This window comes from Bacillus sp. CH_48 (genome assembly GCF_038008465.1).
In the GTDB taxonomy this organism is placed as follows: Bacteria; Bacillota; Bacilli; order Bacillales; family Bacillaceae_G; genus Bacillus_A; species Bacillus_A thuringiensis_S.
In genome coordinates, this window is the sequence record NZ_JBBOZF010000001.1 from 5758078 (window position 1) to 5784732 (window position 26655).

The following is a 26655-nucleotide window of genomic DNA, read 5'->3' on the forward strand; positions in this document are numbered from 1 at the left end:
TATCTTTAAACACTTTCTTCGGTTCATAATCCGGAAGCACTTACAAACCAACGCCTTTTACATATCAAATATACTCATAGTCTTGAAAGAATAGCGTCGTTATAATAAAGCGAAACTTTAATCAGTGGGGTCTTACTGCCCGGCAAATAGCGGGATAATCTTAAAAAATCCGATTAAAACTAGTACGTACCCTACTTGCTTTTTAGATAACATAAAGAGCCTCTTTAAGGAAGTACATCTATTAATAAACTAAAATCTTGTAAAGAGAAGGAACTATATTTCATAATACCCTGTACAGCTAAAAGTAAAATAAGACCGATCACACACATATAGTTAACGCTTTCTTCACTCTTTTTTTCAGTAACGACTCCACCACTTATACATAAAATCCCCAACAAATGGAGCGCTAAATACATGAAAAAGTAAGCTTCCTCCCAGCGCAAAATAACATTCACTGTCGTTATTAACACTAGACTAAGTAAAATCAAATAAAAAAACTTATTTGATGATATCGTTTCATTCATATAATTTTATACATCCCTTTCAAATTTAGAATTAATGATGTTTCAAAGCTATAAAGTAAATGATTGTTTTCATACTATAAAACAAAAGGAAAGCCACTATTACTTTCTCGAATACTTTATGAACCCACATATACTTCTCTCCATTTTTTCTGAAGATGCGCTTCATCATTTCTTCTACAATTAGACCAAATATTAGTACAACTCCTAATACAATAAGAAGAGAAATAATATTTTCTTTTAAATGATTACTAGAAAACAAATACTACAGGTTGAATCCAATTACAAAAGCTTTTATCACACATATCTGCAATAGACGTAGCATCTATAATTTCTTTTAATATTTTTTCAACCGTCTTCTTCATCTTATTTACTCCCGACTACATCTGAAAAGCTCTTTTCCTGCTCTGCATATATAACTGGCACTTCTTTACTCCAATACTTGCGATTAACAAATAAAAAGATAAGTACTAAGTTTAATCCCGTTATAAATATAATAAGTCCAGGAAAGAATGTCGTATAATTTGAGAAGTCTGCAAAACTCATAATTTTTTCTCTACTTATTAAAAAAGACGCGCCCATTACAAATGCATTGTTTAACATATGTATTGCAATTGGCATGAGTAAACTTTCCGTACGAATATATACGATCGACAATACGATGCTGAATATGGCTGCACCGAGGAAATCAACATGTAACAATGCAAACAATATTGCTACAACGATGGTCGCTATGCTCGTTCCCCATTTTGTTGCAAAGCGTTGAAGTAAAAATCCGCGAAAAACAAACTCCCCGATAATTGGTGCGATGAATACAACCCTAATGACTTGATATACATATCCCCCAGTACTATCTATAATCGGTTCATGCAATGCATTCATAATAAAGTCTGGTGTGATCCATGCAAAACTATACATATACAAAATAAGATACCCGTAACTAAATATGCATAACATAACCGTAATGTATAAAACTTGCACCAAGTTAAATGTTTCATTTTTATTAACAAACAATGAAAATGAAATGCGATGCTTTTTATACTCATAAAAAATCCATACCATCGGAAGGATATAGAATATAAGGATATTTATAAAAGAAGAATTTTGTATATGAAATATACTTGTTAGCAAATCGCCACTACTTCTCGCTATTAAAATTAATAGTGCAAATACAATTAAAAAATATCTAGCTCGCATCACTTGAAACGGATTCACACTCATCTCCTCCCCTATGTTACTTTTATCATATCATTTGATTCTTAATTTTTTGCGAAAGAAAACCTTAAAATTTCCTTAAAAATTCCATAAGTTACAAAAGGATGATATGATATTCGAGAAAATTAGGAGGGATGTTTATGTACCAAGCAAATATTTTACTCGTTGATGATGAAACAGCAATTTTACAATTACTAACTACCATTCTTGAAAAAGAAGGTTTTTCTCATATTACAACTGCAACATCAGCTGAAATAGCTTTATCTCTAACTAAGGAAAACAATTACGATTTAATTATTTTAGATGTAATGCTTCCTGGACAATCTGGTTTTGATATTTGTCCAATCATTCGCCAACAAACAGATTGTCCCATTTTCTTCCTATCAGCAAAAGCATCTGATTTAGATAAAATATCTGGATTTTCATACGGTGCGGATGATTATATTACGAAGCCCTTTAATCCATTAGAAGTAGTAGCACGCATGAAAGCACAGCTTCGGAGACATATGAAACAAGCAGTACCGCACGAACAAAATTCACACTCGATTTCATTTGGAAGATTTGAAATTGATCAACACTCTGCAGAACTGACAGTGGATGGTCACATTGTCGAATGTTCCGCTCAACTCTTTCAACTACTACTCTTCTTTTGCGAGAATCCGAACTACGTATTTTCGAAAGAGGAAATATACGAAAAAGTTTGGGGAGCACCTGCCTATAATGGCGATGACAACACTGTTATGGTCCACATTCGAAAACTACGTGAAAAAATTGAACACGATCCAAGTAAACCAGAATATATAAAAACTGTTCGCGGCCTTGGTTATAAGTTCGTTACAAAGTAGGGTGACGATATGAATTTTAATAAACGACTTATTATTCAATTTATCATGCAACACGTTTTTGTTTTAGTTACATTACTTATCGCTGTAGTTGCTGCTTTTACTTATTTAATTTTTCTTCTTACTAGTACTTTATACGAACCTAACATTCCAGATTCTGATAGTTTTACAATTTCAAGATACATCTCTTCAAAAGATGGACATATTTCATTACAATCTGAAGTGCAAGATTTAATAAAGGAGAAAAATGATTGGCTCCAAGTTGTAGATGAAAACGGAAAAATCCTCTACCACTTTAATACACCAAATGATGTTCCGAATGCTTATACGAAGACATCTTTAGTCGCATATATACAACATCATATCGAAAGTAATTATAAATTTACATATTGGGAAATTGAATTAGAAGAAAAGAAAGTACTTGTTATTTATGGTGGTATGTTAAAAAGCAATGCTTTACTAACAGCAATTCAAAAGGAGCATTCCTCTTTAACAATGGATTCGTTCACATTAACAGATCAAGAAAAACAGTTACTGTCTAAAGAAAAAGCAGCACTTCAAATATTTAATCAAAATGGCGAAGAGGTTTTTTCTTATACAACCGGAAAGAAAAAAACATTTTCAGCAATACAAATCGCCCTTAATGAAAAAGAACCTTGGAATCATAAAGAAAACACGTCTAGCTTTTACGATGCAAATAGTGGCAACCTTCTCGTTGTAACTGCAAAAAATGATCACTACTACCCAGATGACGAAATTGAAGATGTATTTACTAAGAAGTTTCTCATTGGATGCGGATTAATCCTTCTTATCGTATTTGTTTATTTAGTCATTCTTTCTATTTGGTATGGTAATAAATTCGGGAAACCGTTATTACATGCGATGCGCTGGCTTAAAAATATCGCTGGTGGAAAGTATGAAGAACCTATTAGTAAAAAAGGAAAGCCTGTCAGGTTCCGGCGATCTGGTAAAGAAAAATGGTCATTCCGTTTGTTTAGAGATGTGACAAGTTCACTAGAACACCTTTCTATTACACTCAAGAAAAATGATGCGATGAGGCAAGTACTTCAGCAAACACGAGAAGAATGGATTACCGGTCTAACGCATGATTTAAAAACACCACTTAGCTCTATATATGGCTACGCATTATTACTAGAATCGAATCAATACAACTGGACCGATCGTGATATTCAACAATTTGGTAGTGTTATGAAAGAGAAATCTCAATATATGACGACATTAATTGATGATTTAAGCTTAACGTATCAATTAAAAAATAATAGCCTTCCTGCACAGCACGTAAACGTTGAAATCAATCAGTTCGTCCAAAAAGTATTATTGCAATTTATTAATAATCCAACACTTCAAAATCAAAATATTGAATTCGTACCGAGCTCAAATAAAATTCAATATTTCATTGAAGAAAAATGGTTCCAGCGTATTATCGAAAACTTACTCGTAAATGCTGTAAAACATAATAACGAAACAACTACTGTCATCGTAAAACTATCACAAAACGCCAATTCCTTTATACTCTCCATTTCGGATGACGGAAAAGGAATGGATGAAAAAACGAAAGAACTTCTATTTGAACGATATTACCGCGGAACAAACACAGAAGAAAGCAACATCGGAACTGGACTTGGCCTAGCCATTACAAAACAGCTCGTTCATGCTCATAACGGGACAATTTCCGTTGATAGTGCACTCGGAAAAGGAACGACGATTATTCTTGTGTTTCCGTTTCGTTCGTAGGAAAGACGCTATGTGGCGTCTTTTCTTATGGGGAAGTTTGATGGTACATGAAATTATGTTACTCGCCTTTTATTCTAGCTTATTGCGATAGTTCGGCGGTATATGAAGTTATATCAGCGATTTTTAAGATATATCGAATTGCCAACAAAAACCAACAATACCAGTCTACTTCCCCTACTATACAAAGTAAAAATAAAACTATTAACAAATACATTTCTAAACTGTTATACTATAAATAGAAGTATAAACTAAATAAGTTTTGCATAAAATGAAGTAGACGAGGTGCTTCCAACACCCCGTCACTGCAACTAATTACCGCGAGGTGGAAGGTTGCAACTAAAGCTTATTTGCGCTTAGAAGACTTCCCACGCTTCGCAGGCAGACGGGTGGTCTTCTTTTTGCGCTTTTTTGCCGTTAATTTCTTAAATCCCAAAACTATACCTTCTCTAGCTATAGTTTTTGTGATTTCCAACAAAATTTGCAAAAGAAATTCCATACGATTACACCTCCTTACTCCATTAAATGAAGAAAGGGCATAACCTTCCACCCGCAATATTTAATTGCTACTTTATTTTACCATTTTTAAATGTATTACAGATGAGGCAATACAAATTTAACAATCTACTCGTAAAAATAACCTTTCACAACTCACTATGAAAGGTCATCTCCATATTTTAGCTATTTCCCTACTAACACAAACACATTCTCATCAGGTGCTTCCATTACTGCAACATGTCCTGATTCCGTTGGAAATGGTTCGCGAATCCATTTTACATCTTTATTATCTTTTAAACTTTCATACGTTTGTTGTACATCTTCTACTAATACTTCCACTTCCGTAAAATTAATATCCGGATGATTGCTTATTACTAACTCCGAACTTTTCTCATCTGGAAATTTCAATCCTATTAACGTCCAAATAGCTCCTTCTTCTATTTCTCTTTCTATCATCCAGTTTTGCTTCATTCCCATTTCTTTATAGAAAGAAACTGATTTTTCTATATCTTTCGTATGTATAGATACACATTCTAGTTTTTTGAACATTTTCCTATTTCCCCCTTCATGAAAAAGCGAACCATCTCCCAATGATTCGCTCTTACCCTATTATTTTTTCTTCACCGGTATCCAAAGCTCTACTTGTGCAAACTCACTCTTATCTTCGTGGCAACGCTCATCGTACAGTTCAAACTCTGTAACTCCGCAATGTTCATATCCTGAATGCGGGAACCATTCTGAGAATACTGCATTCCAAGTTTGGTGAATAGACGATACCATTTCTTCATGAGGAACTTTCGGCGTTGTAAATACTGCATATGTTGCTGCCGGGAAAGTACGCTTTGCAATTTCATTTGGTACATTTTCAAAATCTGTAACTTCCATTCCGATAATATAAGTGAAGTCTCCTGTTTCTAAATTAAAATCAGTACATAATCCAAGCTCTACCCATTGGCTCGTATCTTTACGATTCGGAATCGTTGTCCCAAGATCTTTTTGTAAATATTCTTGCCAAAATACTGGAATGTCTTGATGGTTTTTCCCTTCTTTACTTGTCGTCTTCAATTCATAACCCGCCACTAAAAATTCTGGTTTATTTACAATACGATATTCCATTTGTATGCCCCCTAAATACGGATTTAATTTTCTTTGCTTTACATTCACTCTGTAATACATCGGTGTTTCGATTTCTTGTTTTCGATATTCACTCGGTGTCATTTGAAATAATTTTTTAAAGGCTCTCGTGAACGTTTCGTGAGATTGAAAGCCATGTTCAAACGCGATATCAATAACTTTTTCATCCGTATGAGAAAGTTGATAAGCTGCCCGGGCTAACCTCCTCTTTCGAACATACTCCATTACTGTATCCCCTACTAACGCCTGAAATACACGATGAAAATGCGACTCAGAAAAACCTGCAACCCGCGCTAAATTACGCAGCGTTTGTTTTTCCATTACATCTTCCTCGATATAATCAATTGACCTTTGAATTTGTGTTTCATAGCTTTCCATCTCTATTCACCCGCCTTATATGTATTATGATAAAAGAGAATCCTATCCAATTCTTGACGTTTTTTACTATAATTCCATAAAAAATTGTAACTTTTTTATATGTATTTCGTTGTTATGTATGAAGGGAGGGAAATGTAGTGAAACGTAAACAATATTTACTCAGAACATATGCAAGATTTATTTCGCTATCTTCTCTCCCTAACCGGAGATTCCCCCTATGCGGAAGATCTCATGCAAGAAACATTTTACCGAATGCTCGTCCATATTGACTATTATAAAGGGGAAGAAATTAGGCCGTGGTTATTTACAATTGCCTACAACGCCTTTATCGATTGGTATCGTAAAGAAAAGAAATATAAAACAACAGCACTTGCAGAATTCCATTTACCAAACGTACCAAGTACAGAACATGCATATTTCGTAAAACATGAGATTGCTAGTTGGTTAGAGAATTTAGCTGCGCTTCCGCTCGAAAGACGAAATGCCCTGCTACTACGAGATTACTATGGATTCTCCTATAAAGAAATAGCAGAAATGACCGGTCTCTCATTAGCAAAAGTAAAAATTGAATTACACCGCGGACGAAAAGACACGAAAAGCATAAAGGAGTGATACAGATGGGTTGTGCAGAATTCAAAAAACTGTGGGAGAAATATGGAAAAGGGACACTCACCCATAATGAACAAGAGCAGTTAGAAAGTCATATTGAGACATGTGAAAAGTGTGAAGCTTACTTAGATGAGCTGTTAACAAAAACCGAACCAATTAAGAAAAAGTTACCTCCAAAAGATCTTAAAGTTCCTTTTTGGAGAATTAAGTGGAAACATCGTTTACAAACGTTTGGTTTTATATTATCAATTTGCATCGTTATCTATATAATCGGTGGGGTATTATCAGCCTTTTATTTTCAAGCTAATAATGATAAAAGGCTAGAAAAAATTAGAGAGGTTCCTTCGCTTGCACTTGAAGCAACGATCCCAAATAGCCGCGTTATGGGAGGCGGAACAAGTGTAGAAGCTTTTTTCCGTACGAATAGCCAATTTGATTTAGTAAGAACCGTCGGTAAAAAAGAAATGCCACTTGGTACAATAGAAACAAAAAGCTTCGTATCATCTGTAGATGTTACGAAGCAAACTTGGATGAATCCGTTCTATCAACCAAAACTCTTCTTTGTTCATCCAAAAACAGAGCAGGGTGATTATTTAAAGGATTCATCAAAAAAAGTATGGGATACACTTGCAAAAGTACATGATGGAACCGTTGCAGAAGTAGCAATTTCTTTTGATAAAGCTTACACTTTAAAAGAATTAGAACCGCTTTTATATAGCATATTTGAAGCACAAGAACTCCCTCCAAATCCTGTATGGTACGCTTTAGATACAGGACAAGAAAGAAAAAATGTAGATGACTATATCCTACATGGCGGAGAAGCTATAGGGTTTCCAGAACATGTAAGATTCCTCGATAATGAAACTGACGGGCAGAAAACGCAAGAAGACAAAGTAACCGAAATGATGCGCGTCCTTTCTATCCATAAAAAAACGGTAAGCAAAATAGCAGCGCTTTCTGAGAAAGAATTAAACTTAGATAAACGTTATGAATATGTAAAAGAGAATGGCGTAAAAGTATACGGCATTGTCATTACTGGCCCGTCGAAAGAGTTATTAAAATTACAAAACTCCCCGCACGTACGTTATGCGACTCTTGGAGATATTGAGATTTGGAATTGGTTTGATCATTAATAAAAAAGAAGTAGCGCTCTAAAAACGATGCGCTACTTCTTTTTTAATTCGAAATCACTTTCACATACATCCCTCTCACCGCTTTTTCATAAGCAATATCACTCATCTGTCTTATGCTTTCTGACACAACAGACGAGTGAATAACTTCATCTTCACAAAGTAACGGCGGATCAATAAGACGCACTTTATTTTTCTGATGTAAATCATAATCGTTTCTATCTTCTTTTACTTTTATATTTGGATAAACTTTGCTTAATAAAACTTCTACTTCGGGGTCATTACATTGCTGTAATTTCGAAATAAGCTCATCATCTTCAAGAAGAAAATCATCTGCATGAATAATCCTTTTATGAAGAGCTACCTTTAACGTTTTCGCTAACATATCATTTCCGTAAATATTCATTGGTTGCATAAAGAAATCAATTACTTCTTTGTAATACGTTTCTGTAAACCACTCTGCCATTTCGATACTTTGAAGAACCATTTTCTTCTCTACTGCAATGACATCCTCTAAAAAACTGTGAACTTCTTCTAAAGAAATATAACCATATGTATACATATCTCGTAATGTATAATCCACTCGATCTGCGCATAATTCGGGCGCTGATCTTTCCAGTAACGTCCACTTCGAATCATCTAATAAAATATCTTCATAGTTATAACCATGCTTCGCAAGGATCGCTGGAATTTCTGAGTTTTTCACAACAGAACTAAATATCTCTTCATGATAACTTTCATCTTTATTATCAAAAACGTAATCAATCACGTGGGAAAAAGCAGTATGTGATACGTCATGTAGTAAACCAGCAATCTGTTCTTCTGCTGAACCACCTAGTTTTTTCACTAATAACATAACACCCACTGAATGCTCAAAGCGAGTTACATTCCATTTCTCGTTCATTAAGTAACTTGCGCCTGCTTGATGAATTCCCTTTAGTCTTTGCACAGACTTACTTAAAATTAATTCTTCTACTACTTGATCCACTTCAAATTCTCCGTATAGTACATCTGATATGATCACTTACAATCCCCCTTTATTTTAATCGAGTCTCTTTTATGAAATTAGCACCAACATAAATATTTATTGTTATTTGTTTTTATTTTAAAAAATAGAGAGCCATCAGCTCTCTATTTCATAACCCCTATTCAAATGTAACTTCTACCTGCACAATCTCCGACCTACTACCAAGTCTAAGCGGTGGTCCCCAAAATCCAAATCCAGAAGAAACAATTGCGTGGAACGCGCCTTTTTGTGCGTATCCCCAGTCTAGCTCGTACATTCTTCTCGTTACAATATGATTGGGCGCCATTTGTCCGCGGTGCGTATGACCGGATAATAATAAGTCTACACCAGCATCCGCTGCCTGTTTCAACTCAAATGGCTGATGATCCATTGCGATAACTGGCATGGATTTATCCACTGTACTCATAAGTTTTTCAAAGCTTTGGCGATCTCGCTCTGTTTTATCTCTTCTTCCAACGAGATAAAAGTCATCTTCAATTGTAATCACTTCATCTAAAAGAATACGAATATCAATCTTATCCATCTCTTGTAAAAACTCTGGAACCGCTCTGCCGTAGTATTCATGGTTTCCTAATACGCCATATACACCTAATGGTGCTTTCATTTGTTTCATGATTGGTCCCATATTCTTTTGAATGAACACACCTGGATGATCATCGATAATATCACCTGGCAGCAAAATAATATCAGGTTCCATCTCATTTACATGACGAACAAGTCTTTTTAAATGCGAAACGCCAGACAGTTTACCGAAATGCATATCAGAAGCCATCGCAATACGTAAACTTTTACGCCCCTCTACCTTTTTCGGTATGTGCACTTCGTATTTTCTTACTACTGGACTATACGCATTAAATACTCCATACGCAAAGATAAAGATAAATGCAGCTATCACAGCCGCCCCTGTCCAAATTATTGCCGCTTCTTTCTCTACTGAAAACTGTAAAAGAAAGACCATAATATTAGCTAATGGCAACAACATAAGCGCATATTGTATAACCGCAAACCAAATCGAACCTATCGTTCGCAGAAATGGCAGAAACTTAAACACTTGCACGAGAATGTACGCATATGAAATAAATGCAACTATGAAAGCATAATATCCCCAAGATTCCCAGCCAAATACCGCATGAAGCCAAACCCATCCGTTCCAGCCAATGTAAAACATAAGTAGTGTGTATATAATTAATATGGTAAATATATTGAGATAACGAAGATTCTTCACAGCCAGCCTCCTTATTGATTTCTTCTATTATAACTTGTTATGCACGTTTAACGTAAATATTAAGCACTTCGCTCATCATAGTAAAAACCTATAGTTGTTAGACTTGTATCTAACAACTATAGGCACCATTTATATCAACATTGTTTTTACAAATGCTCTTTATAAAAAATTGTTAATTTTTCAACTGCAATTCTTACTGGTTCTGGTTGGTCGTATAAATCGTAATGACTCGCACCTTCCACAACAAGTAAATCCTTTTTCTCTGAAGCTGCTTTCTCATAAAGCTCATGACCATCTTTATAAGAACCAAATGCACCTTGCTTGCTGCCGACAATAATTTGCAGCGGCTGCGTTAATAACGTATCTGCTAAATGGAACGCATCAAAACCGATTACCGATCCCATACTCGTAAAGTTTAACTTATTTGGCGAGTTCAAACTTTGACCTCGCGGCGTTGTGTAATACTCAACTGCTTCTACAATATCTATATCGGTCATACCCGCTGCTACTAACTCTTCCTGATTTTTAGGAATCCAATTTGTAATCATTTCCTCTGCTCCGCGTGCTTCAGCAGTACGTTGTTGACCAATTGCCTCTAACACACCAATCGGGTTAGACTCACGATTTAAACGACCGATATTTGCACCAACAACTGTACCAACCGCTTTAATGCGGCGCTCTGTCATCGCAGCATTTATCGCATAACCACCGCCTGCACAAACACCTAACACACCGATACGTTCTTCATCTATATAAGGAAGAGTAGTTAAATAATCTACTGCTGAGCGAATATCCTCAACTCGCGCAGCTGGCTCTTCAATATATCTCGGTGTACCTTCACTTTCACCTTGATATGACGCATCAAACGCAAGCGTGACATATCCTTGTTCCGCTAACTTCTCGGCATACAATCCTGCTGTTTGATCTTTACAGCTACTACCTGGATGCACACAAACAATCGCTGGATTTTGTTTCTTTTCCTCAGCACCTTCAGGAATGTTCAAAACACCTGCAACTTGTAAACCTCTTGCATAAAATCTTATATTTCCCTTCGTAACTGCCATATATAAAACCACCCTTATCTTATTATTAATTTTACACTTGCGAGAGTTATTACTCACGTGTATATTTATAATAAAATGAGTAGAACCTTGTTTCAATGACCACATTTACGCATTTGGGTGATAATACACACATAAAGAAATATGTGTATCAACAACGGAGGAACACGATATGGAGAAAATCGATAGAAGAATTATAAAATCACAAAACGCCATTCAATCGGCATTTATAGAAATGTTAATTACAGATGGATTTGATGAAATTACAGTTAAAAACATTACCGAAAAAGCAAACATCGGAAGAAAAACGTTTTACTTACACTATCTAGATAAGTACAATTTATTAGATAAAATTGTGGACGATCATTTAAATCAATTAAGAGAAATATGCGATATAAAACAAACAAAAGGCTATATAGAAGGAACTTTCATATGGTTTGAATACTTCAAAGAACACAAACCATTTTTCGCATCGTTATTTAGAAGCAACAGCACATTATCATTTCAAAAAAAGTTCCTAACGTTCATCATGAGTGAACTAGAGAAAAAACTAAATGCAAATACTTCAGTCAATAAAAACATTGATAAACATATCGTTTTAAAATTTTTAGGAACAGCTGTCATGGGCATTTTGGAATCTTACGTATTGGATGAAATTGATGATGATATTGAGTATATCGCGACACAGGTTGGGGAATTGATGAGGAGGAATATATAATGGTTATGAAAAAATGTAACCAGATTGTTGGGTGCACTTTTTATATTTTAACGCCTTTATTTTAATCCATAATATTCCTTGATATCATTATCCAAATCATCCCATGCTACGGACATGATTGGGTATGTATTCTTCGATTGTACTTCTATATTTTTATATACGAGGTGAACACGTTCTTTCGGATAGCTGTTTTTCTTTAGCGGAAAAACTTCTATATACTGTTTTCCCTTTTTAAAATATTGATTTAATCCTTCTTTTAGTTCCAGCGAGAGAATTTCACCTTCATAGTTCTTTGATAACTTGATTTTTTATATAGAGATTCCTTTCCTTATTACCTATCCACTTTGCTGCCTTCTTACCATATTTAACACCTTAAAATACTGCTAATTTTCCGCCGGCACTTTCTCATATTTCATCTTCGTACGGTTACCCACTTGGTCATATTCATAGCGTCCAGAAAGTAGAATACTATTCAATGTACTTACTATTACATCTTTCATTTTATTTACGTGGTCATAGTTAAAGGTTGCACCAGTACCGAAAAAAGCAATCCTTCTTAAAAGGAAAGTTTGCTTATATATTTACATAATCTTCATTTGGAAAACCCAAATTTAAAATCAAAATTCCGAATTATAGGCATTTAAATCCTTAGCTTCTTTAAAGTAATTTCTAAATTTATCATTAATATTTATATCATTACTTAATAACAACATCAAACTGGAATCCCAACAAACAATTTCAAGTTTTGCTTGAGGGTGCTGAATATTTGGAATTGGTACCCAGAGCCCTTCGTTTCCATTTGCATAGGGCTCTACAAGCAAATTATTAATATCAATGTTTATAGACTTATCAAACGCAGATAGTACGCCCCAAATAAATTGAGGATTATATTTCTTTACGAGATTTGAAAGATCTTCACCTGCTATCCAAACTATTGGATGCGACATTTTAGGATAATCTCGGATAAGTTTCTCTTCCTGATGTGCGACAATCTCTATGTCTGTTATAAGCCAATTAAACTCTTTTTCCCTACCTTGAAATGAGTCAAAAACGGAAGCTAAAACTGTATGTTTAGATCCATGTAAAATGAAGTTCATATAATCCCTCCAATTAGTAACAATCGATAAGTTAGCCTTCTTGAACTTATTATGTATAGATGATTAAACAAATACCAATGAATACTGCTACTATACACAATATAATAGTTGTTGCAGTATCTAGCAAAATGCTTACGGCTAGGAAAATTATTGATTTAAGAGCAAAAGAAGGCCCTTTTTCTTTCCATTTCCGATAGATTTGTATCATTGCATAAATTAATGGAATCATACCACCTATAATCAGAATAATCCCTATTATTCCCCCCATGTTTCCCCTCCTTTTAAAGATTCGAATCAACAAATATACTATATAATCATACGTTCTCAAAATATATCCTTACATTTTTAGAGTTATTTTATATCCGCGAAACTCTCTAATCAATTAACAATATTTTATTATCTTCTTTGTTTGCTTGTTTATTTACTTTTCTTTGAACCAATGAGGAAACCCTCTACTCCAAATCTCGCCCCATGTAATAGCATTGCTCCCAATCCATTTAACGATTGATAAAATAAGACAAGGGCTTTTTTGGAATCATCGGTTAAACTTGCAATTTAGTTGGAGAAAGAACAAACTGATGATGCGGAAAAACATAGTATATAGAAGACTATGTAAGGAGTTTTTCATATGATTGATAACAGAATTTCGAAAGATTATGATCATGAAATAGATGATTCTTTAAAAGAAATTACAGATACAACCATCTTACTTAATTTTCAAAAAGCGATTGTAAGTTTATATCCTCATCTAATACCAATTCATGCTTTTGCCTATGACGCATGGGATGATATTGTAATGCCATTGTTTTATGAAATGGTATATAAAACCTTTGCTTTTAAATACGGGATAGATATTAACTTTAAAGAAACTCATACCTATATGTTTTCGCTTAATAGTTATAAAGGGATACATCACATCGAGTGTGTTCCAAAGTGCACGACATTTAAGATTTATATTAACGAAGAATGGATTGAAATGGATAATAAAAGTTTGAAAGAAAATGTATTTGTATTTAAGTCATTTGGGGATGGATTGCATTTTCTAACTGATGGAATTGAAATTGCAGATGCTTATCGTGTAGGATTTGACCTTGTTGAGGTTGATATTGTTTCTACCATAACAGGTCTTCCATCTAAAACAAGTATTTTTATTGATAAAGAGCATGTAGACTTTGTGTTTGTTGCAGAAACATATGATACAAATATCCAAAATTAAAAATTTCATGTAAGAAAGTAGGAAGAATATCTTCATTACTACTAGTACCAAATAGTTATTTGAACACGCTCCGCTATTATATATACAAACTTCCTACTACATTTCATATGAGAAAAAGTTATTACGATAAACAAAGAAAAGGTCTCCTAAAATATATTTTAGGAGACCTTTTCTTCATTACACTTGCATCGCTTTCTCTCTCAATGCTCTTCTTAACAATTTACCCGTCGTATTCTTCGGTAATTCTATTAAAAACTCAATGCTTTTCGGCACTTTATATTTCGCTAAATGTAACGTACAGTAATGCATTAGTTCTTCTTCTGTTACGTTTGCTTGCTTCAAAACGACGTACGCTCGCACAGCTTCTCCTAAGTTTTCATCAGGAACACCGATTACGACAACTTCCGCTACTGATTGGTGCGTATATAATACTTCTTCTACTTCACGAGGATATACGTTATAACCGCCAACTAGGACGATATCTTTTTTACGATCAACGATATAGAAGTAACCTTCTTCATCCATTTTCGCTAAGTCACCTGTATATAGCCAGCCGTCTTTCAATGTCGCAGCTGTATCTTCTGGTGCATTATAGTATCCTTTCATAACGTTAGGTCCGCGAACGATTAATTCGCCGACTGCGCCGACAGGTACTTCTTCCCCAAGTTCATTTACAATTTTATTTTCTACATGCCAAATATTTGTGCCAATTGATCCTGGTTTACGAGGACGATCTAGCGGGTTGAAACAAGTAACTGGTGATGCTTCTGATAAACCGTATCCTTCTGAAACAATAACGTTAAAACGTTTTTCAAAGTTTTGCAGAAGAGCAACAGGCATCGATGCACCACCGGAAATACAAAGGCGAAGCGTCTTCACATCTTCTGCGCTTGCTTCTTCAAATAAATATAAATAATTGTACATCGTCGGTACGCCAGCAAAGATCGTTGGTTCGTACGTGCGACAAATACGGAATACTTCTTTCGGACTAAATTTCGGTAACATTAAAATCGTTGCCCCGTTCACAATCGGTGCATTTACCGCAACTGTTAAACAGAATACATGGAACATAGGCAGTGCCGCAACAACGCGGTCATCAGCCGTATATTGTAAATACGACGCCACATCGTTCGCATTACTATATAAATTTTTATGTGTTAACATAGCGCCTTTCGGTTTTCCAGTTGTGCCCGAAGTGTATAGAATAACCGCTACATCTTCTTCATCTAGTTCAGGACCTTCGTAAGTTGTATCTCCAGTCCCCACAAAACTAGTAAACGTTTTCATTTTTTCGGTTTCTGTATGGTTAAAATCTGATGAGGTTTCACATATGATGATGTTTTCTAATGAAGGAAGTCTTGTTGTAAGAGATTGTATAACAGGTAGAAGGACGTCGAGTACGATGATTGTTTTTACATCTCCATTTTGTAAAATGTAATGCATTTCGTCTGCTGTATAAATTGGATTAACTGGAATAACAGTTGCTCCCGCTTTCATTGTTCCGTATAAACCGACCAAAAAATGTGGTGAGTTCCCAACAACTAATGCGACATTGTCCCCTTTTCCAATGCCCATTTCTGCTAAATTGCTAGAAAACCTTGTGACCATTTTGTTTAATTGGTCATATGAGACCGACTGATCCATAAATATATAAGCCGGTTTATCCCCCTTCTTTTTTGCCGTTTCAGCCAAAGATTGAACGAGATTCACAAAAACCCCACCTTTATAAAATTTAGAATATTTAAAAATTCTAAATTAATTATATTAAAAGAAAATTAAAGTAGCAAGTGATATTCTATTAACTGCATATAGACAGATCACCTTCTCTTAGTTTACTTTGGAAAAATAAGGGGATTTTATTTACAAGTAATTTATAACACTAGACCAGAAATCATTTTAGGATAATATGCATTCATCTTTTCTCTAAGTTTATTAAGTTCCTCTTTATTTAACGTCGTATGCTCTCCAAACAAGTTGATCGCGTCCGCTCCATTTTCATGAAAATACACGGTAACATATAACGTCGGTAACCCTTTGTTGTTTTCATCTATTGATAAGACGACATCTGGCGTTTTATTAACAGTGCTGAATGTTTCATTTCTTTTCCACTTCTTATTTTGAAACATGTCTTGTATATCATGTATCTTTCGTTTGTTATCTGTATGCGTAAAATATATAACATTATCCTCCGCTGGTTTTCCGATAGACAAAATTGTACGACTTGAGGGCGATCCACTGTTACACGCTGTCATTCCGATGACAAAGCTGAGTAATAATACAACGTACATTACCCTTTTCATATCAATCCGCCTCCTTTTGAATATATATATTCCTTTATAAGAGGCAGATGTCCTGTGATTTTATGGTGAATGAAATTATATCCGCGATTTTTCGAATATATCGACTTACCGAAAAAACGCGACAATCTACGCAAAAAAAGAGGCTGCCCGTTATGGCAGCCTCCCTCATTTTTAGAAGAATAAATGTAAGAAATCTTCAGTTGTAATGTTACCGAAGTAGCGTGCGATATCTACGCCTTCTAAAGCTGCAGTGAATGTATCTTTATCGAACTGAACGCCTGTTAGACGCTCTTCGATATCATGAACATCTAGTGAACCGAAGAAGTCGCCGTAAATTTTGCATTCTGTTACTGTTCCTTTTTTCACTTCCAGACGAACGTCAACTTGTCCAACTGGGAAGCGGTGTGAATGTTGTAAGTTGAACTTCGGTGATTTTCCGTAGTTCCAGTCCCAATTGCGGTAGCGCTCTTCAGAAAGTTTATGGATTTCTTTCCAATCCTCTTCTGTTAATTCATACGTTGGGATTTCTGTTTCTCCTTCGAAAATTGTTTCTAGAAGAAGTTGTCTAAACTCTTCTGTCGTCATTTCTTCGTTTAGGAACTCTGTAATGTTCGCAACGCGGCTACGGATTGATTTAATTCCTTTTGATTGGATCTTATCCATTTTTACTTTCAGTGCTGATACGACGTGATCGATTTCAGAGTCAAATAGTAACGTACCGTGACTGAACATACGACCTTTCGTTGAGAACTGCGCGTTACCTGAAATTTTTCTTCCTTCAGCTAAAATGTCGTTACGACCACTTAGTTCTGCATTTACACCTAATTTACCAAGCGCTTTCGTTACAGGCTCTGTGAATTTTTTGAAGTTGCTGAAACTATCTCCATCATCTTTCGTGATAAAGCTGAAGTTTAAGTTTCCTAAATCATGATATACTGCGCCTCCGCCTGATAGACGACGAACGACATGAATACCTTTTTCTTTTACGTAATCTGCATTAATTTCTTCTACTGTGTTTTGGTTTTTACCAATGATAATCGAAGGTTCGTTAATGTAGAACAGTAAATATGTTTCGTTAATATCTAAATTTTTCACACAATATTCTTCAATCGCTAAGTTTATTCTAGGATCTGTAATTCCTTTATTATCAATAAATAACATCGTATCACCTCATGAGTTCCATACGTAGCCACTATGCGCTAGCGTAATATGGCCACTGAAAATTTGTTTTGCTTCTGTTACTAAATTAGATGGGTTTCCTGTATGCGGTAAGTGCGTTAATAAAAGTTCTTTTACATTCGCATCTTTTGCAATACTTGCTACTTCTGTACTATTCATATGCCCTGCTTTTGCAGCCTCTTGATGTGCATACATATTACACTCACAAATGAAAAGATCAGCATCTTTCGTGAATGGAATGAATTCAGGAATATAACTTGAATCAGCGCTGTATACTACAGCACCATCTCCAGCTGTAATACGCATCGCAAAGCATGTAACAGGATGAACAGTTTTTAAGAACGAAATCGAGAACGGTCCAACTTGAAGTGTTTCTTCTGGATTGTACGCGATTCCTTTCGTATGTGGTTCATGTGTTAAAGAATGGAATCCATTCTCGTCAAACGTATGACCGTATATTGGTAATTCCGGTAGTTGCCTTGTTGTTGCACTCGTAATTAATCTCGCATATTGCAATACCCCAATGTCCGCAACATGATCGTGATGATAGTGTGACAGTACAACTGCATCTATATCAGATGGTGTTATATATTTTTGAAGCTGTGCTAGTACACCACTACCACAGTCTACAAGTAAACGAAAACCATCGTGTTCAAACAAATACCCCGACGTTGCTTCTCCCGCTTCTGGAAAGCCGCCCCAAAAGCCGACAACAGTCATTTTCATATGTATCCATCCTTTCTAAAACCGAGTAGGAATGCAGTTTTTCTCCGTACTTGAGAAAGTTTTTTACTTACATCCTACATTGTTAACTATAATCCATTTCCTAAACTTTTTCATTAATTTTCAATTTTGTTATAAAACAGTTGTTGACTTTTATTTTTTGTACTAATACAATAATAGTAAGAAATGGAAATGGAGGGATTGACATGATCGATCAACCAATGGAGTTTTTCAGAAATTTACCGACGAAAACTTGTGCGCACTGTGGGAAAGAAATTGATGAGCAACACGAAGCATACCATAACAAATGTGATGACTGCGTTCACGAAGAATAGTAGTTTATGAACATAAAAAAACCTAGCAGACATAGTCTACTAGGCTAATAACATCGTATCCTTCTTCATCGTTGAACCTTTCACCAAGAGCTCCAGTTCAAACTCATACAATTCTTTTTGTCGATAATTTTTCGTATGGATTTTATCCATCATCAGGTCGACAACTTTTCGGGCCATCTCATCGATTGGCTGTTCAATTGTCGTAATACCTGGCTCTGTAATCTGTGATAATATTTGATTATCAAAACCGATAACAGCGAGATCATCTGGAATGCTCCAGTTATGGTGCTTCGCCTCTGAGATAATTCCAGCTGCTACCTCATCGCCTCCTGCCAAAATCGCGGTAGGATTTTTTTTGTCCTTTAATACTTCATGGAATATTCGTTTTCCATCCTCCCAAGAGAAAGCGTTTTCAAGAAAATCAATCGCTTCTACTTGGCGGCTCTTCTCAGTTATTGCACGTAAAAAGCCCATTTTTCGCTGCTGGCTAACTAATTTGGTTTCGTTACCACGGCAAAAAATAAGATTGCGATATCCTTGATCTAACACATGCTTCGCAGCTATGTATGCTCCTTGCGCATGATCAAACTTCACTGTTGGAATATTTGCTTCCTCAATATATTCATTACATAACACGATTGGACCGTGCTGTAAGTATGGCTCTACATCTTCCCACGGATTTTCTAGTGAACATAGAATAATCCCATCTACTTGTTTCGTAGATAATAATTGTAAATACTCCATCTCTTTTTCAGGTAAATATCTTGTTTGACAAATAATCAGTTTATATTTATGTTCAGAAGCTGCAATCTCGATTGCTTCAATAAATCTACTGAAAAAAGGATTTGTAATCCTTGGAACTAGCACCGCAATTGTTTCCGTTTTTTGTTTACGAAGCCTTCTCGCCGCAGAATTAGGAACAAAGCCTAAATGCTTCATTGCTAATTGAACCCTTTTTTTCTTCTCATCTGAAACATATGGATGATTATTAATCACCCTAGAAACCGTTGTCCTTGATAACCCCGCTAATTTCGCCACGTCCTCTATAGTCGACACGAAATTCTCCCCCTTTGCATGAAAACGTTTTCTTAAATTGATTATATAGTATATTATTGGAAACTGCAATATCGGTTGTTATGATTTTACTATATTAATATTATACATAGGTAAAAGTCTGTTAATGGAGGGGCAATATACTGCTTTTAGACATTTACGGTAGGTACATTCCTTTTCTTAATACCATATATCCTTTATTCAATATAAAAGCCCATCAATACGTCGTCTCCATATGATCCATCTTCATACTTTATTTGCTTTCGTTGTCTCCCTTCTTCTACAAAACCCATACGTTTGTACACTTTAATTGCCCGATCATTAACAGAAACTACACCTAAGCAAATTTTCTCTAAACCTTTCTGCCCTTTAGCCCAACTAATAAGAAATTCAATTAATTTCGTGCCGATGCCTTGATTACAATACGCCTCTTTAATCCCCATTCCCATTGTGCCTGCGTGTTGTAACCGTTCTAGTTCATATCGGTTGAAAAGTAAAAAGCCAACTACCTTCCTATCTACTTCATACACGATATAGAGATTACCTTTCTCATTGCTTTTCCGTATCTTTTCTCTTTCTGCATTACTATCATTCGGTAACTTCTTTGGGGATACTATGAAAAATTTTGTAGTAGTTTCCGATAATATAATTTCTTTTCTAATATTCATAATTGCTTCTGCATCAGTCTCTTTTACTAACCGTATCATTGAATCACCTCGTACTTTTTCTTTTTAAAAATAATATTAAAACTATAAAACGTCCAATATGCAATATTACATATTGAGAATCTTTTTACTCTTGATACAATATTCATAAATCAAAATAAAAGGAATTTATGGAATGAACCCAATCTTAACAGATGCAAAACAACTATTACATAAAGAAGAAAAAATTTTATCTACTTTAAAATGTTCACTTACTGGCTATATGATTACGCATAAAGTCCCGTATCCTGGCATGTTACTTGCTACTAATCAAAGACTTCTCTTTTTTAGCCAATATAAAAACACATTCATTGCCGAATTTGATTATGAAAAAATTCTATCCATAGAAACGAAGAGAAGAATCTTTGACAAAAAAATAATATTTTACTATGAAGATGAATATATAACGCTTGGATACATTACAAGTTCGAATGTTGAAGCGTTCATAGACTTACTACAAAGAAACAGCAAGACTAGCACAGGCTTATAATCAGCGGGGATCCCCTCGCTGATTCATTATTTTAACTCCTCCCACTTCGTCCAAACTTCTCTCCCGTTTATACGGTACATACTATCCTCTCTATCCATAAACCTATGTACAATAAATTCACGTCTAATTGTACAAAAATCATCATGATATTGTTTTATAAATGTATTAATTTCTTTTTCTGTATATTGATTTTCAGCATTTAACTTGCTAACTAAATGCTCTAACAATACTAGTTTTTTCTTCTTTTGACCTGGAATCGATTTTAAGCGATTCTCTTTATCAAAAAAGTTACGAATGGTCGTATCTCTGAATTCCATTTCATTTTCGGTCATTTTGTTATCCTCCATCGGTTTTTAAATAATACAACTTTATTGTTTATCCCTATTATTTTTCTTCATTCTTTCACTTACAACACACATAAAGTAATACCCACTAATTAGCACATAGTAAACTAAAACTATTCCTAGTGCATCTTTTATATTTATATATTTTTCTTTATGAAACAACATAGGTGAAAGGGCGTAAACAAGAAAGAGGATTAGCGGATTTACGATAAAATAATAAGTAAGATTTCCTTTCATCATATCAACTCCTCTATTCTAGTTTTCTCTGTAAATTGTTGTAATTCCTTTTCTTTCGTTTCTATAGCTTTTAGAAAGATTTATTGATGAACTAATGAAAAGATGCCCTCTATTAAAATAAAAAGCACCAAAAAGGTGCTTTTTTCTACGCTTCAACCGATTGATTTTCAGCAACATTTTTAAATTGGCGTTTGTGCATCAAAGTTAAGGAAGCGATCGTTCCAAGTGATAATACAACGATAAAGATCATGAGCATTCCTATGTTTTGCCACATGAAGTTAAAGTCTCCGCTTGATACGACTGCTTTCAATCCTGATACAGAGTATGTCATCGGTAACCAAGCATTAAATGGTTGTAAAAACTTCGGAATTAACTCTAACGGGAATGTTCCAGCACTTGTTGTAAGCTGAATAATTAATGTGATGATGGCGATGAAACGCCCTGCATCACCGAATGCTGTTACTAAACATTGAATTAATGCAATAAACGCTAAACTTGTAACGATGCTAAAGAGTATGAAGTACGGAATACTTTGTACTTCTACACCTAATCCGAACAGTAATATAACATCTGCTACAATCGCTTGGATAATACCAACTGATAGTAGTACACCAAACTTACTAATAAACCAACTAAATCCAGATTTCGGAACGCCCACTGTATCACGTAATGGATATACGATAGATAATAGTAGCGCCCCAACAAATAAACCGAGTGATAAGAAATACGGTGTAAATCCAGTTCCGTAGTTAGGAACTTCCGCCATTTTCTCCGTCTTCACTTTTACAGGACTTGCAAACATATCATACGTTTTATCGGTTCCTTTTACTTCACCAGTTTTCTCTGCCCCTTCGCCAAGTTTCTCAGCAAGTTCACCGGAACCATCATTTACTTTTACGAGGCCATCCGTTACTTTTCCTGATCCGTCTGCTAGTTTATTTACGCCGTCGATTAGCTGGGTTGAGCCTGTTGACAATGTACTTAATCCTGTTGTCACTTGGCCAGAGCCATTTGCTAATTGCGTTATTCCGCCTGACATTTGACCTGCTCCTGCAGATAATGTATCTAAACCGCCTGTTACTTGGCTTGAACCATCCGCTAATTTCGTTACGCCTACAGATAATTGACCTAAACCGCCTGTTACTTGGCTTGAACCATCTGCTAATTGATTTACACCACCTGCCATTTGGTTTGCTCCTACAGATAATGTACCTAAGCCTTCTGTTACCTTTCCAGATCCATCAAACAATTGATTTACACCATCAATTAATTGCCCTGATCCGTTTTTTAATCGATCTACACCTACTTTAGCATTACCTAATCCTTCACCTAATCCATGAAACTTACTTACAAATTCGTTTTGTGCATTCGTTAATTTTTTAATACCACTCGTTAAATTTCCTACATCTTCCGGATTCGGCATTTTGCTTTGCATCCCACTTGTCTTTTCACCGATTTCACCTTTTAATTGTTTTACTTCTTCATTTAATTTATTTGTTCCACCTGCTACTCCGGCAGCTTTTTGCTGAACTGTCGTTGTACTTTTTACGGCACTTGTTATGAATGGTTGTAACTGCTCTTGATATTCTTTTGGTAAACTTTCAATTTGCTTTTGTAAATTCGCTACATCTTGCGCTGCAGTTTTTGCATCTCCTGCTGTTGATTGCGTAAATTCATTTAACTGATTTACATTCGCCCCAGCACCATCTATTTTCTCATTTACTGTATTCAACATAGCAGGAACTTTCAACTGCATATCCCCTAATCCTGCAACAGAGTTTTGCACTTTATTATTTAACTCTTGCAAACCCTTTTGAATCTCTTGAGAAACTTTCTCTAATTGACTTTGCCCTCCCGCAAGTTTTTCCATACCATTTGATAGTTCAGTTGTTCCTGTTTTTAATTCGCCTGTTTTACTTATCAATATGCTCAAACCGTTTGTTACTTTCTCAGATCCATCATGCAATTCACTAATTCCTTTTTTCATTTCATCGGTTTTACTATTTAACGTATTTAAGCCGTTTGTTACTTTTCCGGAGCCATCTACTAATTTTCCGATACCGGCATCGCTATTTAATACATGTAAACCATCTGTTACTTTTCCGGAGCCATCTACTAACTTTCCGATACCTGTTTGCATCTCACCTGTTTTGCTATTTAACGTATTTAAACCTGCTGTCACTTTCCCAGATCCATCAAATAGTTTCCCAACCCCACCCTTCATCTCCCCAGACTTCCCTTGAAGTGTATGAAGGCCGTCCGTCACTTTACTTGAACCATCGTGCAGCTCACTTGATCCGTCGTGTAGTTTATTTGCTCCTTCCGCCCCATCTGCTAATCCTTTTGAGACGTCTTGAATAGAATCAAACATTTTCTCTGCATATGTTTTCGTTAACGTACTTGATACTTCACCTTTAATTTTTTCAATTGCTGTTCCGCCAATTTGTGAAGATAAGAAGTTTAAGCTTTCGTTTGGAATGTATTCTAAGTTTAATGGTTTTGGATCATCTTTTAATAACGTTGTAGCGTTACTTGAGAAGTCATTTGGAATGCGTACTAGCATGTAATACTTTCTACCTTCCATTCCTTTTTTCGCTTCTTTTTCACTTACAAATTCCCATTTGAAACTTGTATTATCTTTTAAGTTATCAACGAGCCCTTTTCCGACCTCAATTGGTTTCCCATCAAATACTGCACCTTTATCTAAATTGACTACCGCAACTGGTAAATCATCTAACTGTTTATACGGATCCCAAAAGGCCCATAAAAACATACCTGCATATAAAATTGGTACGAATAATACCGCGATAATTGGAATTAATATTTTTTTACTTTTTATAATTTCAGTAAACTCTTTACGAAGCAACTGATTCCATTTCATCATTTCTCCCCCTTTTCTAAATGACCGAATTGTTCATTTGGTCATTTTCTCCCAAATAAAAAGGCTATACTTATTCATACATATGCCTTATCCCCGAATTTATACTATGCAACTTTTATTCAATATGAAATTACTATTTCTATTTTCCCTCCTTAAATTAAATATATGACCATTTTGTTCACTCGGTCACTTTTTATAATAATAAAAGGATTATCTTAGTTTGACAATCCTTTTAGTAAATAAAGTTCAAATAACTCTGCAATTTTTTCTTTTTCTAGCGGTTCATGATTTTTTTCCCAATCAAAAATAAGCGATACATATAGACGAAGCATAATAAATGCTGTAATTTCGGGATCACATTTGCTAATTTCACCTTTTTCAATCGCAATCTTTAAATACGATTGAATAACAGAAACGATTTCCACATCAACTTGTTGCATGACTTCTTGTACTTCTTTCGTTCCCATATCGCGCTCTTCTTGAATTAATTTAATCATGAGCTGATGTTCTTTTCTAAATTCCAAGATGCTATATAATGCTCTATGTACATTTTCAAAAAATGAAACATCTGAACGAATTGCACTTTCTGCAACTTGCTTCATTTCTGTAATTAAATTAGAAATAATTTCACCAAATAGCTCTTCTTTATTTTTGAAAAAAGTATAAATCGTTCCTTTTCCTACATTCGCTAACTTCGCTACTTGATCCATCGTTGTTGCTTTATAACCGAACGCTGAAAAAGACTTTGTTGCAGCTTCAATAATAGAACGTTTTCGATCTATCGCCACATCTTCACCTCCAAAAATGACCAATTGGATAATATAGTCAATCAGTACACCTTTGATATTACCACACGCTTACATTCTAGACAAGTTCTCTTTTTTATTATTTCCAGTATAAAAAAATTCCAGTCAGTGTATATCATACTGTCCATAGTTTATCAGAAGAAAAGAGAAAAGGAAAAGGTGTTCTTAAGATATATGATTAAACCTTACTTCACAACAACAAAATTCCTCTTTTTCAAATAATCAAATAAAAAAACAAGAAAATCTTTACAATTAATAGTAATATAGAAAATAGACAAGTTTATCAAAATAGTGGAGGCTTTTTCAGTCATGATGCGTGCGCTTCGTTTAAATATAAAGCAAGCTTTTTGTAATCGTGTTTCTTTAATTATTATGTTTAGTGGACTAGCTCTTATTTTTATTTACCATTATTATTATGTAATTCGTTACATTGGGGATGGAACGGATGCGTTTGTAACAACAGCTTTTAAATGGATTGGATTTCGCGACAATGAAATGGATGTTTATTTATTATTAATGCCCGTTATTGCTAGTTTCCCCTTTAGTACAAGTTACAATTCGGATAAATCAGATGGTTTTAAACCGTTTGTAAGTAAAGGGATTTCTTTGTTCCCTTATTCAGTAACGAAATATATCGTTACATTCTTTTGTGGCGGACTTCTTTATACATTTCCATTCATCTTATCGTTATTATTTTGCAAATTAACCATTCCAGACGGAGAACCGACGGCTGGTTCAGGCATTATAAATGATAATGGGATGTTTGCAAACTTATATTACGAATCTCCCCTCACTTACATTACTGTATATATCGGAATTAATTTTTTATTTGCAGGTTTAATGGCCCTTTTAGGACTTGCAGCATCTGCGTGGTCACAAAAGGACTATATGGCGATTCTCTTCCCATTTGCAGTTGCCTCCATTCCATACGTCCTGCTAAATACGATATTCCCTACAATAGGCGGAGCGCCTTTTCATTTATATGACCCAAAACAACCGTTGCATGGCATGTCGCCGTATATTTTAACGATGCAATGCACTTTTTTCCTTCTCGTTAGTTTATTCATGTACATACAAGGAGTAAAGCGTGATAGAAAAAAATATAGAAGAAGGTTGCAAAGAAGAGAGCGGTGTAGAAAGGCTTTTCAAGTATAATAAAACCCTAATTTCCTTACTATAT

Annotated in this window: 29 protein-coding genes and 1 pseudogene; 9 read left to right on the forward strand and 21 right to left on the reverse strand. The window is 35.0% G+C overall.

Annotated elements, in window-relative coordinates; all coding sequences use genetic code 11:
- Positions 1 to 224: 224 nt before the first annotated feature.
- From N2V92_RS29150 to N2V92_RS29160, 3 genes and pseudogenes are all read right to left on the reverse strand, one after another.
- The gene (locus N2V92_RS29150; RefSeq protein WP_001006051.1) at positions 225 to 524 is read right to left on the reverse strand and encodes a DUF2101 family protein; all 300 of its coding nucleotides are present in this window, start codon (positions 522 to 524) and stop codon (positions 225 to 227) included.
- A gap of 31 nt (positions 525 to 555) precedes the next feature.
- Positions 556 to 886 (reverse strand): annotated as a pseudogene (locus N2V92_RS29155) (hypothetical protein).
- Position 887: 1 nt separating this feature from the next.
- Complete coding sequence (locus N2V92_RS29160) at positions 888 to 1736, reverse strand: CPBP family intramembrane glutamic endopeptidase (RefSeq protein ID WP_001067982.1); 849 nt, start codon at positions 1734 to 1736, stop codon at positions 888 to 890.
- Positions 1737 to 1876: 140 nt separating this feature from the next.
- Between N2V92_RS29160 and N2V92_RS29165 the strand changes: the two genes are divergently transcribed.
- Positions 1877 to 2581, forward strand: a complete 705-nt coding sequence (locus N2V92_RS29165) for a response regulator transcription factor (RefSeq protein WP_000283859.1) — start codon at positions 1877 to 1879, stop codon at positions 2579 to 2581.
- 9 nt (positions 2582 to 2590) lie between these two features.
- Positions 2591 to 4333, forward strand: a complete 1743-nt coding sequence (locus N2V92_RS29170) for a sensor histidine kinase (protein ID WP_001010459.1) — start codon at positions 2591 to 2593, stop codon at positions 4331 to 4333.
- A gap of 343 nt (positions 4334 to 4676) precedes the next feature.
- On the opposite strand, the gene N2V92_RS29175 is transcribed toward N2V92_RS29170, so the two are convergent.
- The 3 genes from N2V92_RS29175 to N2V92_RS29185 all read right to left on the reverse strand — a co-directional run bounded on the left by N2V92_RS29175 (position 4677) and on the right by N2V92_RS29185 (position 6340).
- On the reverse strand, positions 4677 to 4829 hold the full coding sequence (locus N2V92_RS29175) for a hypothetical protein (RefSeq protein WP_000394945.1): 153 nt from the start codon (positions 4827 to 4829) through the stop codon (positions 4677 to 4679).
- Between the two features lie 182 nt (positions 4830 to 5011).
- Positions 5012 to 5377, reverse strand: a complete 366-nt coding sequence (locus N2V92_RS29180) for a VOC family protein (RefSeq protein WP_000473636.1) — start codon at positions 5375 to 5377, stop codon at positions 5012 to 5014.
- Positions 5378 to 5437: 60 nt separating this feature from the next.
- The gene (locus N2V92_RS29185; RefSeq protein ID WP_000446857.1) at positions 5438 to 6340 is read right to left on the reverse strand and encodes an AraC family transcriptional regulator; all 903 of its coding nucleotides are present in this window, start codon (positions 6338 to 6340) and stop codon (positions 5438 to 5440) included.
- Between the two features lie 168 nt (positions 6341 to 6508).
- Here N2V92_RS29185 and N2V92_RS29190 point away from each other — a divergent pair, with 168 nt between their 5' ends.
- On the forward strand, positions 6509 to 6952 hold the full coding sequence (locus N2V92_RS29190; RefSeq protein ID WP_002083051.1) for an RNA polymerase sigma factor: 444 nt from the start codon (positions 6509 to 6511) through the stop codon (positions 6950 to 6952).
- 5 nt (positions 6953 to 6957) lie between these two features.
- Positions 6958 to 8082, forward strand: coding sequence for an anti-sigma factor (locus N2V92_RS29195; protein ID WP_000501651.1), 1125 nt, complete (start codon positions 6958 to 6960; stop codon positions 8080 to 8082).
- A 43-nt stretch (positions 8083 to 8125) separates the two neighbouring features.
- On the opposite strand, the gene N2V92_RS29200 is transcribed toward N2V92_RS29195, so the two are convergent.
- From N2V92_RS29200 to N2V92_RS29210, 3 genes are all read right to left on the reverse strand, one after another.
- A complete protein-coding gene (locus tag N2V92_RS29200) occupies positions 8126 to 9103 on the reverse strand; it encodes an HD domain-containing protein (RefSeq protein WP_000587056.1) in 978 nt (325 codons plus the stop codon).
- Between the two features lie 121 nt (positions 9104 to 9224).
- Positions 9225 to 10331 (reverse strand): metallophosphoesterase, encoded by a 1107-nt coding sequence (locus tag N2V92_RS29205; protein WP_000793734.1) that lies wholly within the window; start codon positions 10329 to 10331, stop codon positions 9225 to 9227.
- 146 nt (positions 10332 to 10477) lie between these two features.
- On the reverse strand, positions 10478 to 11395 hold the full coding sequence (locus N2V92_RS29210; RefSeq protein ID WP_000301544.1) for an alpha/beta hydrolase: 918 nt from the start codon (positions 11393 to 11395) through the stop codon (positions 10478 to 10480).
- A 169-nt stretch (positions 11396 to 11564) separates the two neighbouring features.
- On the opposite strand from N2V92_RS29210, the gene N2V92_RS29215 reads away from it, so the two are divergent.
- Entirely contained in the window at positions 11565 to 12110 is a 546-nt protein-coding gene (locus N2V92_RS29215) for a TetR/AcrR family transcriptional regulator (protein WP_000411005.1), read from the forward strand.
- Positions 12111 to 12727: 617 nt separating this feature from the next.
- On the opposite strand, the gene N2V92_RS29220 is transcribed toward N2V92_RS29215, so the two are convergent.
- On the reverse strand, positions 12728 to 13207 hold the full coding sequence (locus N2V92_RS29220) for a hypothetical protein (RefSeq protein WP_016077982.1): 480 nt from the start codon (positions 13205 to 13207) through the stop codon (positions 12728 to 12730).
- A gap of 49 nt (positions 13208 to 13256) precedes the next feature.
- Positions 13257 to 13475: a hypothetical protein gene (locus tag N2V92_RS29225; RefSeq protein ID WP_000508807.1), complete on the reverse strand. Its 219-nt coding sequence runs from the start codon at positions 13473 to 13475 to the stop codon at positions 13257 to 13259.
- Between the two features lie 360 nt (positions 13476 to 13835).
- On the opposite strand from N2V92_RS29225, the gene N2V92_RS29230 reads away from it, so the two are divergent.
- Positions 13836 to 14423 (forward strand): hypothetical protein, encoded by a 588-nt coding sequence (locus tag N2V92_RS29230; RefSeq protein ID WP_000566762.1) that lies wholly within the window; start codon positions 13836 to 13838, stop codon positions 14421 to 14423.
- A gap of 177 nt (positions 14424 to 14600) precedes the next feature.
- Here the strand turns inward: N2V92_RS29230 and N2V92_RS29235 are convergent, their stop codons facing one another.
- The 4 genes from N2V92_RS29235 to N2V92_RS29250 form a co-directional block, all read right to left on the reverse strand.
- The gene (locus N2V92_RS29235) at positions 14601 to 16133 is read right to left on the reverse strand and encodes a fatty acid--CoA ligase family protein (RefSeq protein WP_001055176.1); all 1533 of its coding nucleotides are present in this window, start codon (positions 16131 to 16133) and stop codon (positions 14601 to 14603) included.
- A 161-nt stretch (positions 16134 to 16294) separates the two neighbouring features.
- On the reverse strand, positions 16295 to 16723 hold the full coding sequence (locus tag N2V92_RS29240) for a hypothetical protein (RefSeq protein WP_000832632.1): 429 nt from the start codon (positions 16721 to 16723) through the stop codon (positions 16295 to 16297).
- A gap of 171 nt (positions 16724 to 16894) precedes the next feature.
- Positions 16895 to 17884, reverse strand: coding sequence for a lipoate--protein ligase (locus N2V92_RS29245; RefSeq protein WP_000897261.1), 990 nt, complete (start codon positions 17882 to 17884; stop codon positions 16895 to 16897).
- Positions 17885 to 17893: 9 nt separating this feature from the next.
- Positions 17894 to 18628: an MBL fold metallo-hydrolase gene (locus N2V92_RS29250; RefSeq protein ID WP_000784672.1), complete on the reverse strand. Its 735-nt coding sequence runs from the start codon at positions 18626 to 18628 to the stop codon at positions 17894 to 17896.
- A 203-nt stretch (positions 18629 to 18831) separates the two neighbouring features.
- Between N2V92_RS29250 and yhfH the strand changes: the two genes are divergently transcribed.
- On the forward strand, positions 18832 to 18960 hold the full coding sequence (gene yhfH / locus N2V92_RS29255) for a protein YhfH (protein ID WP_000567010.1): 129 nt from the start codon (positions 18832 to 18834) through the stop codon (positions 18958 to 18960).
- Between the two features lie 39 nt (positions 18961 to 18999).
- Here yhfH and N2V92_RS29260 read toward each other — a convergent pair whose 3' ends face one another.
- On the reverse strand, positions 19000 to 20016 hold the full coding sequence (locus N2V92_RS29260) for a LacI family DNA-binding transcriptional regulator (RefSeq protein WP_000103710.1): 1017 nt from the start codon (positions 20014 to 20016) through the stop codon (positions 19000 to 19002).
- Between the two features lie 194 nt (positions 20017 to 20210).
- Complete coding sequence (locus N2V92_RS29265) at positions 20211 to 20720, reverse strand: GNAT family N-acetyltransferase (protein WP_000620472.1); 510 nt, start codon at positions 20718 to 20720, stop codon at positions 20211 to 20213.
- A 133-nt stretch (positions 20721 to 20853) separates the two neighbouring features.
- On the opposite strand from N2V92_RS29265, the gene N2V92_RS29270 reads away from it, so the two are divergent.
- A complete protein-coding gene (locus tag N2V92_RS29270) occupies positions 20854 to 21207 on the forward strand; it encodes a PH domain-containing protein (protein WP_001068229.1) in 354 nt (117 codons plus the stop codon).
- Between the two features lie 26 nt (positions 21208 to 21233).
- Here the strand turns inward: N2V92_RS29270 and N2V92_RS29275 are convergent, their stop codons facing one another.
- The 4 genes from N2V92_RS29275 to N2V92_RS29290 all read right to left on the reverse strand — a co-directional run bounded on the left by N2V92_RS29275 (position 21234) and on the right by N2V92_RS29290 (position 25457).
- A complete protein-coding gene (locus N2V92_RS29275; protein ID WP_000138200.1) occupies positions 21234 to 21539 on the reverse strand; it encodes a DUF2087 domain-containing protein in 306 nt (101 codons plus the stop codon).
- A 36-nt stretch (positions 21540 to 21575) separates the two neighbouring features.
- The gene (locus N2V92_RS29280; RefSeq protein ID WP_014894825.1) at positions 21576 to 21791 is read right to left on the reverse strand and encodes a hypothetical protein; all 216 of its coding nucleotides are present in this window, start codon (positions 21789 to 21791) and stop codon (positions 21576 to 21578) included.
- Positions 21792 to 21933: 142 nt separating this feature from the next.
- Positions 21934 to 24669, reverse strand: coding sequence for a YhgE/Pip domain-containing protein (locus tag N2V92_RS29285; RefSeq protein ID WP_000871872.1), 2736 nt, complete (start codon positions 24667 to 24669; stop codon positions 21934 to 21936).
- 215 nt (positions 24670 to 24884) lie between these two features.
- Entirely contained in the window at positions 24885 to 25457 is a 573-nt protein-coding gene (locus N2V92_RS29290; protein WP_000963381.1) for a TetR/AcrR family transcriptional regulator, read from the reverse strand.
- Between the two features lie 327 nt (positions 25458 to 25784).
- On the opposite strand from N2V92_RS29290, the gene N2V92_RS29295 reads away from it, so the two are divergent.
- Positions 25785 to 26630 (forward strand): hypothetical protein, encoded by an 846-nt coding sequence (locus N2V92_RS29295; protein ID WP_000984163.1) that lies wholly within the window; start codon positions 25785 to 25787, stop codon positions 26628 to 26630.
- The last annotated feature ends 25 nt before the right edge of the window (positions 26631 to 26655 follow it).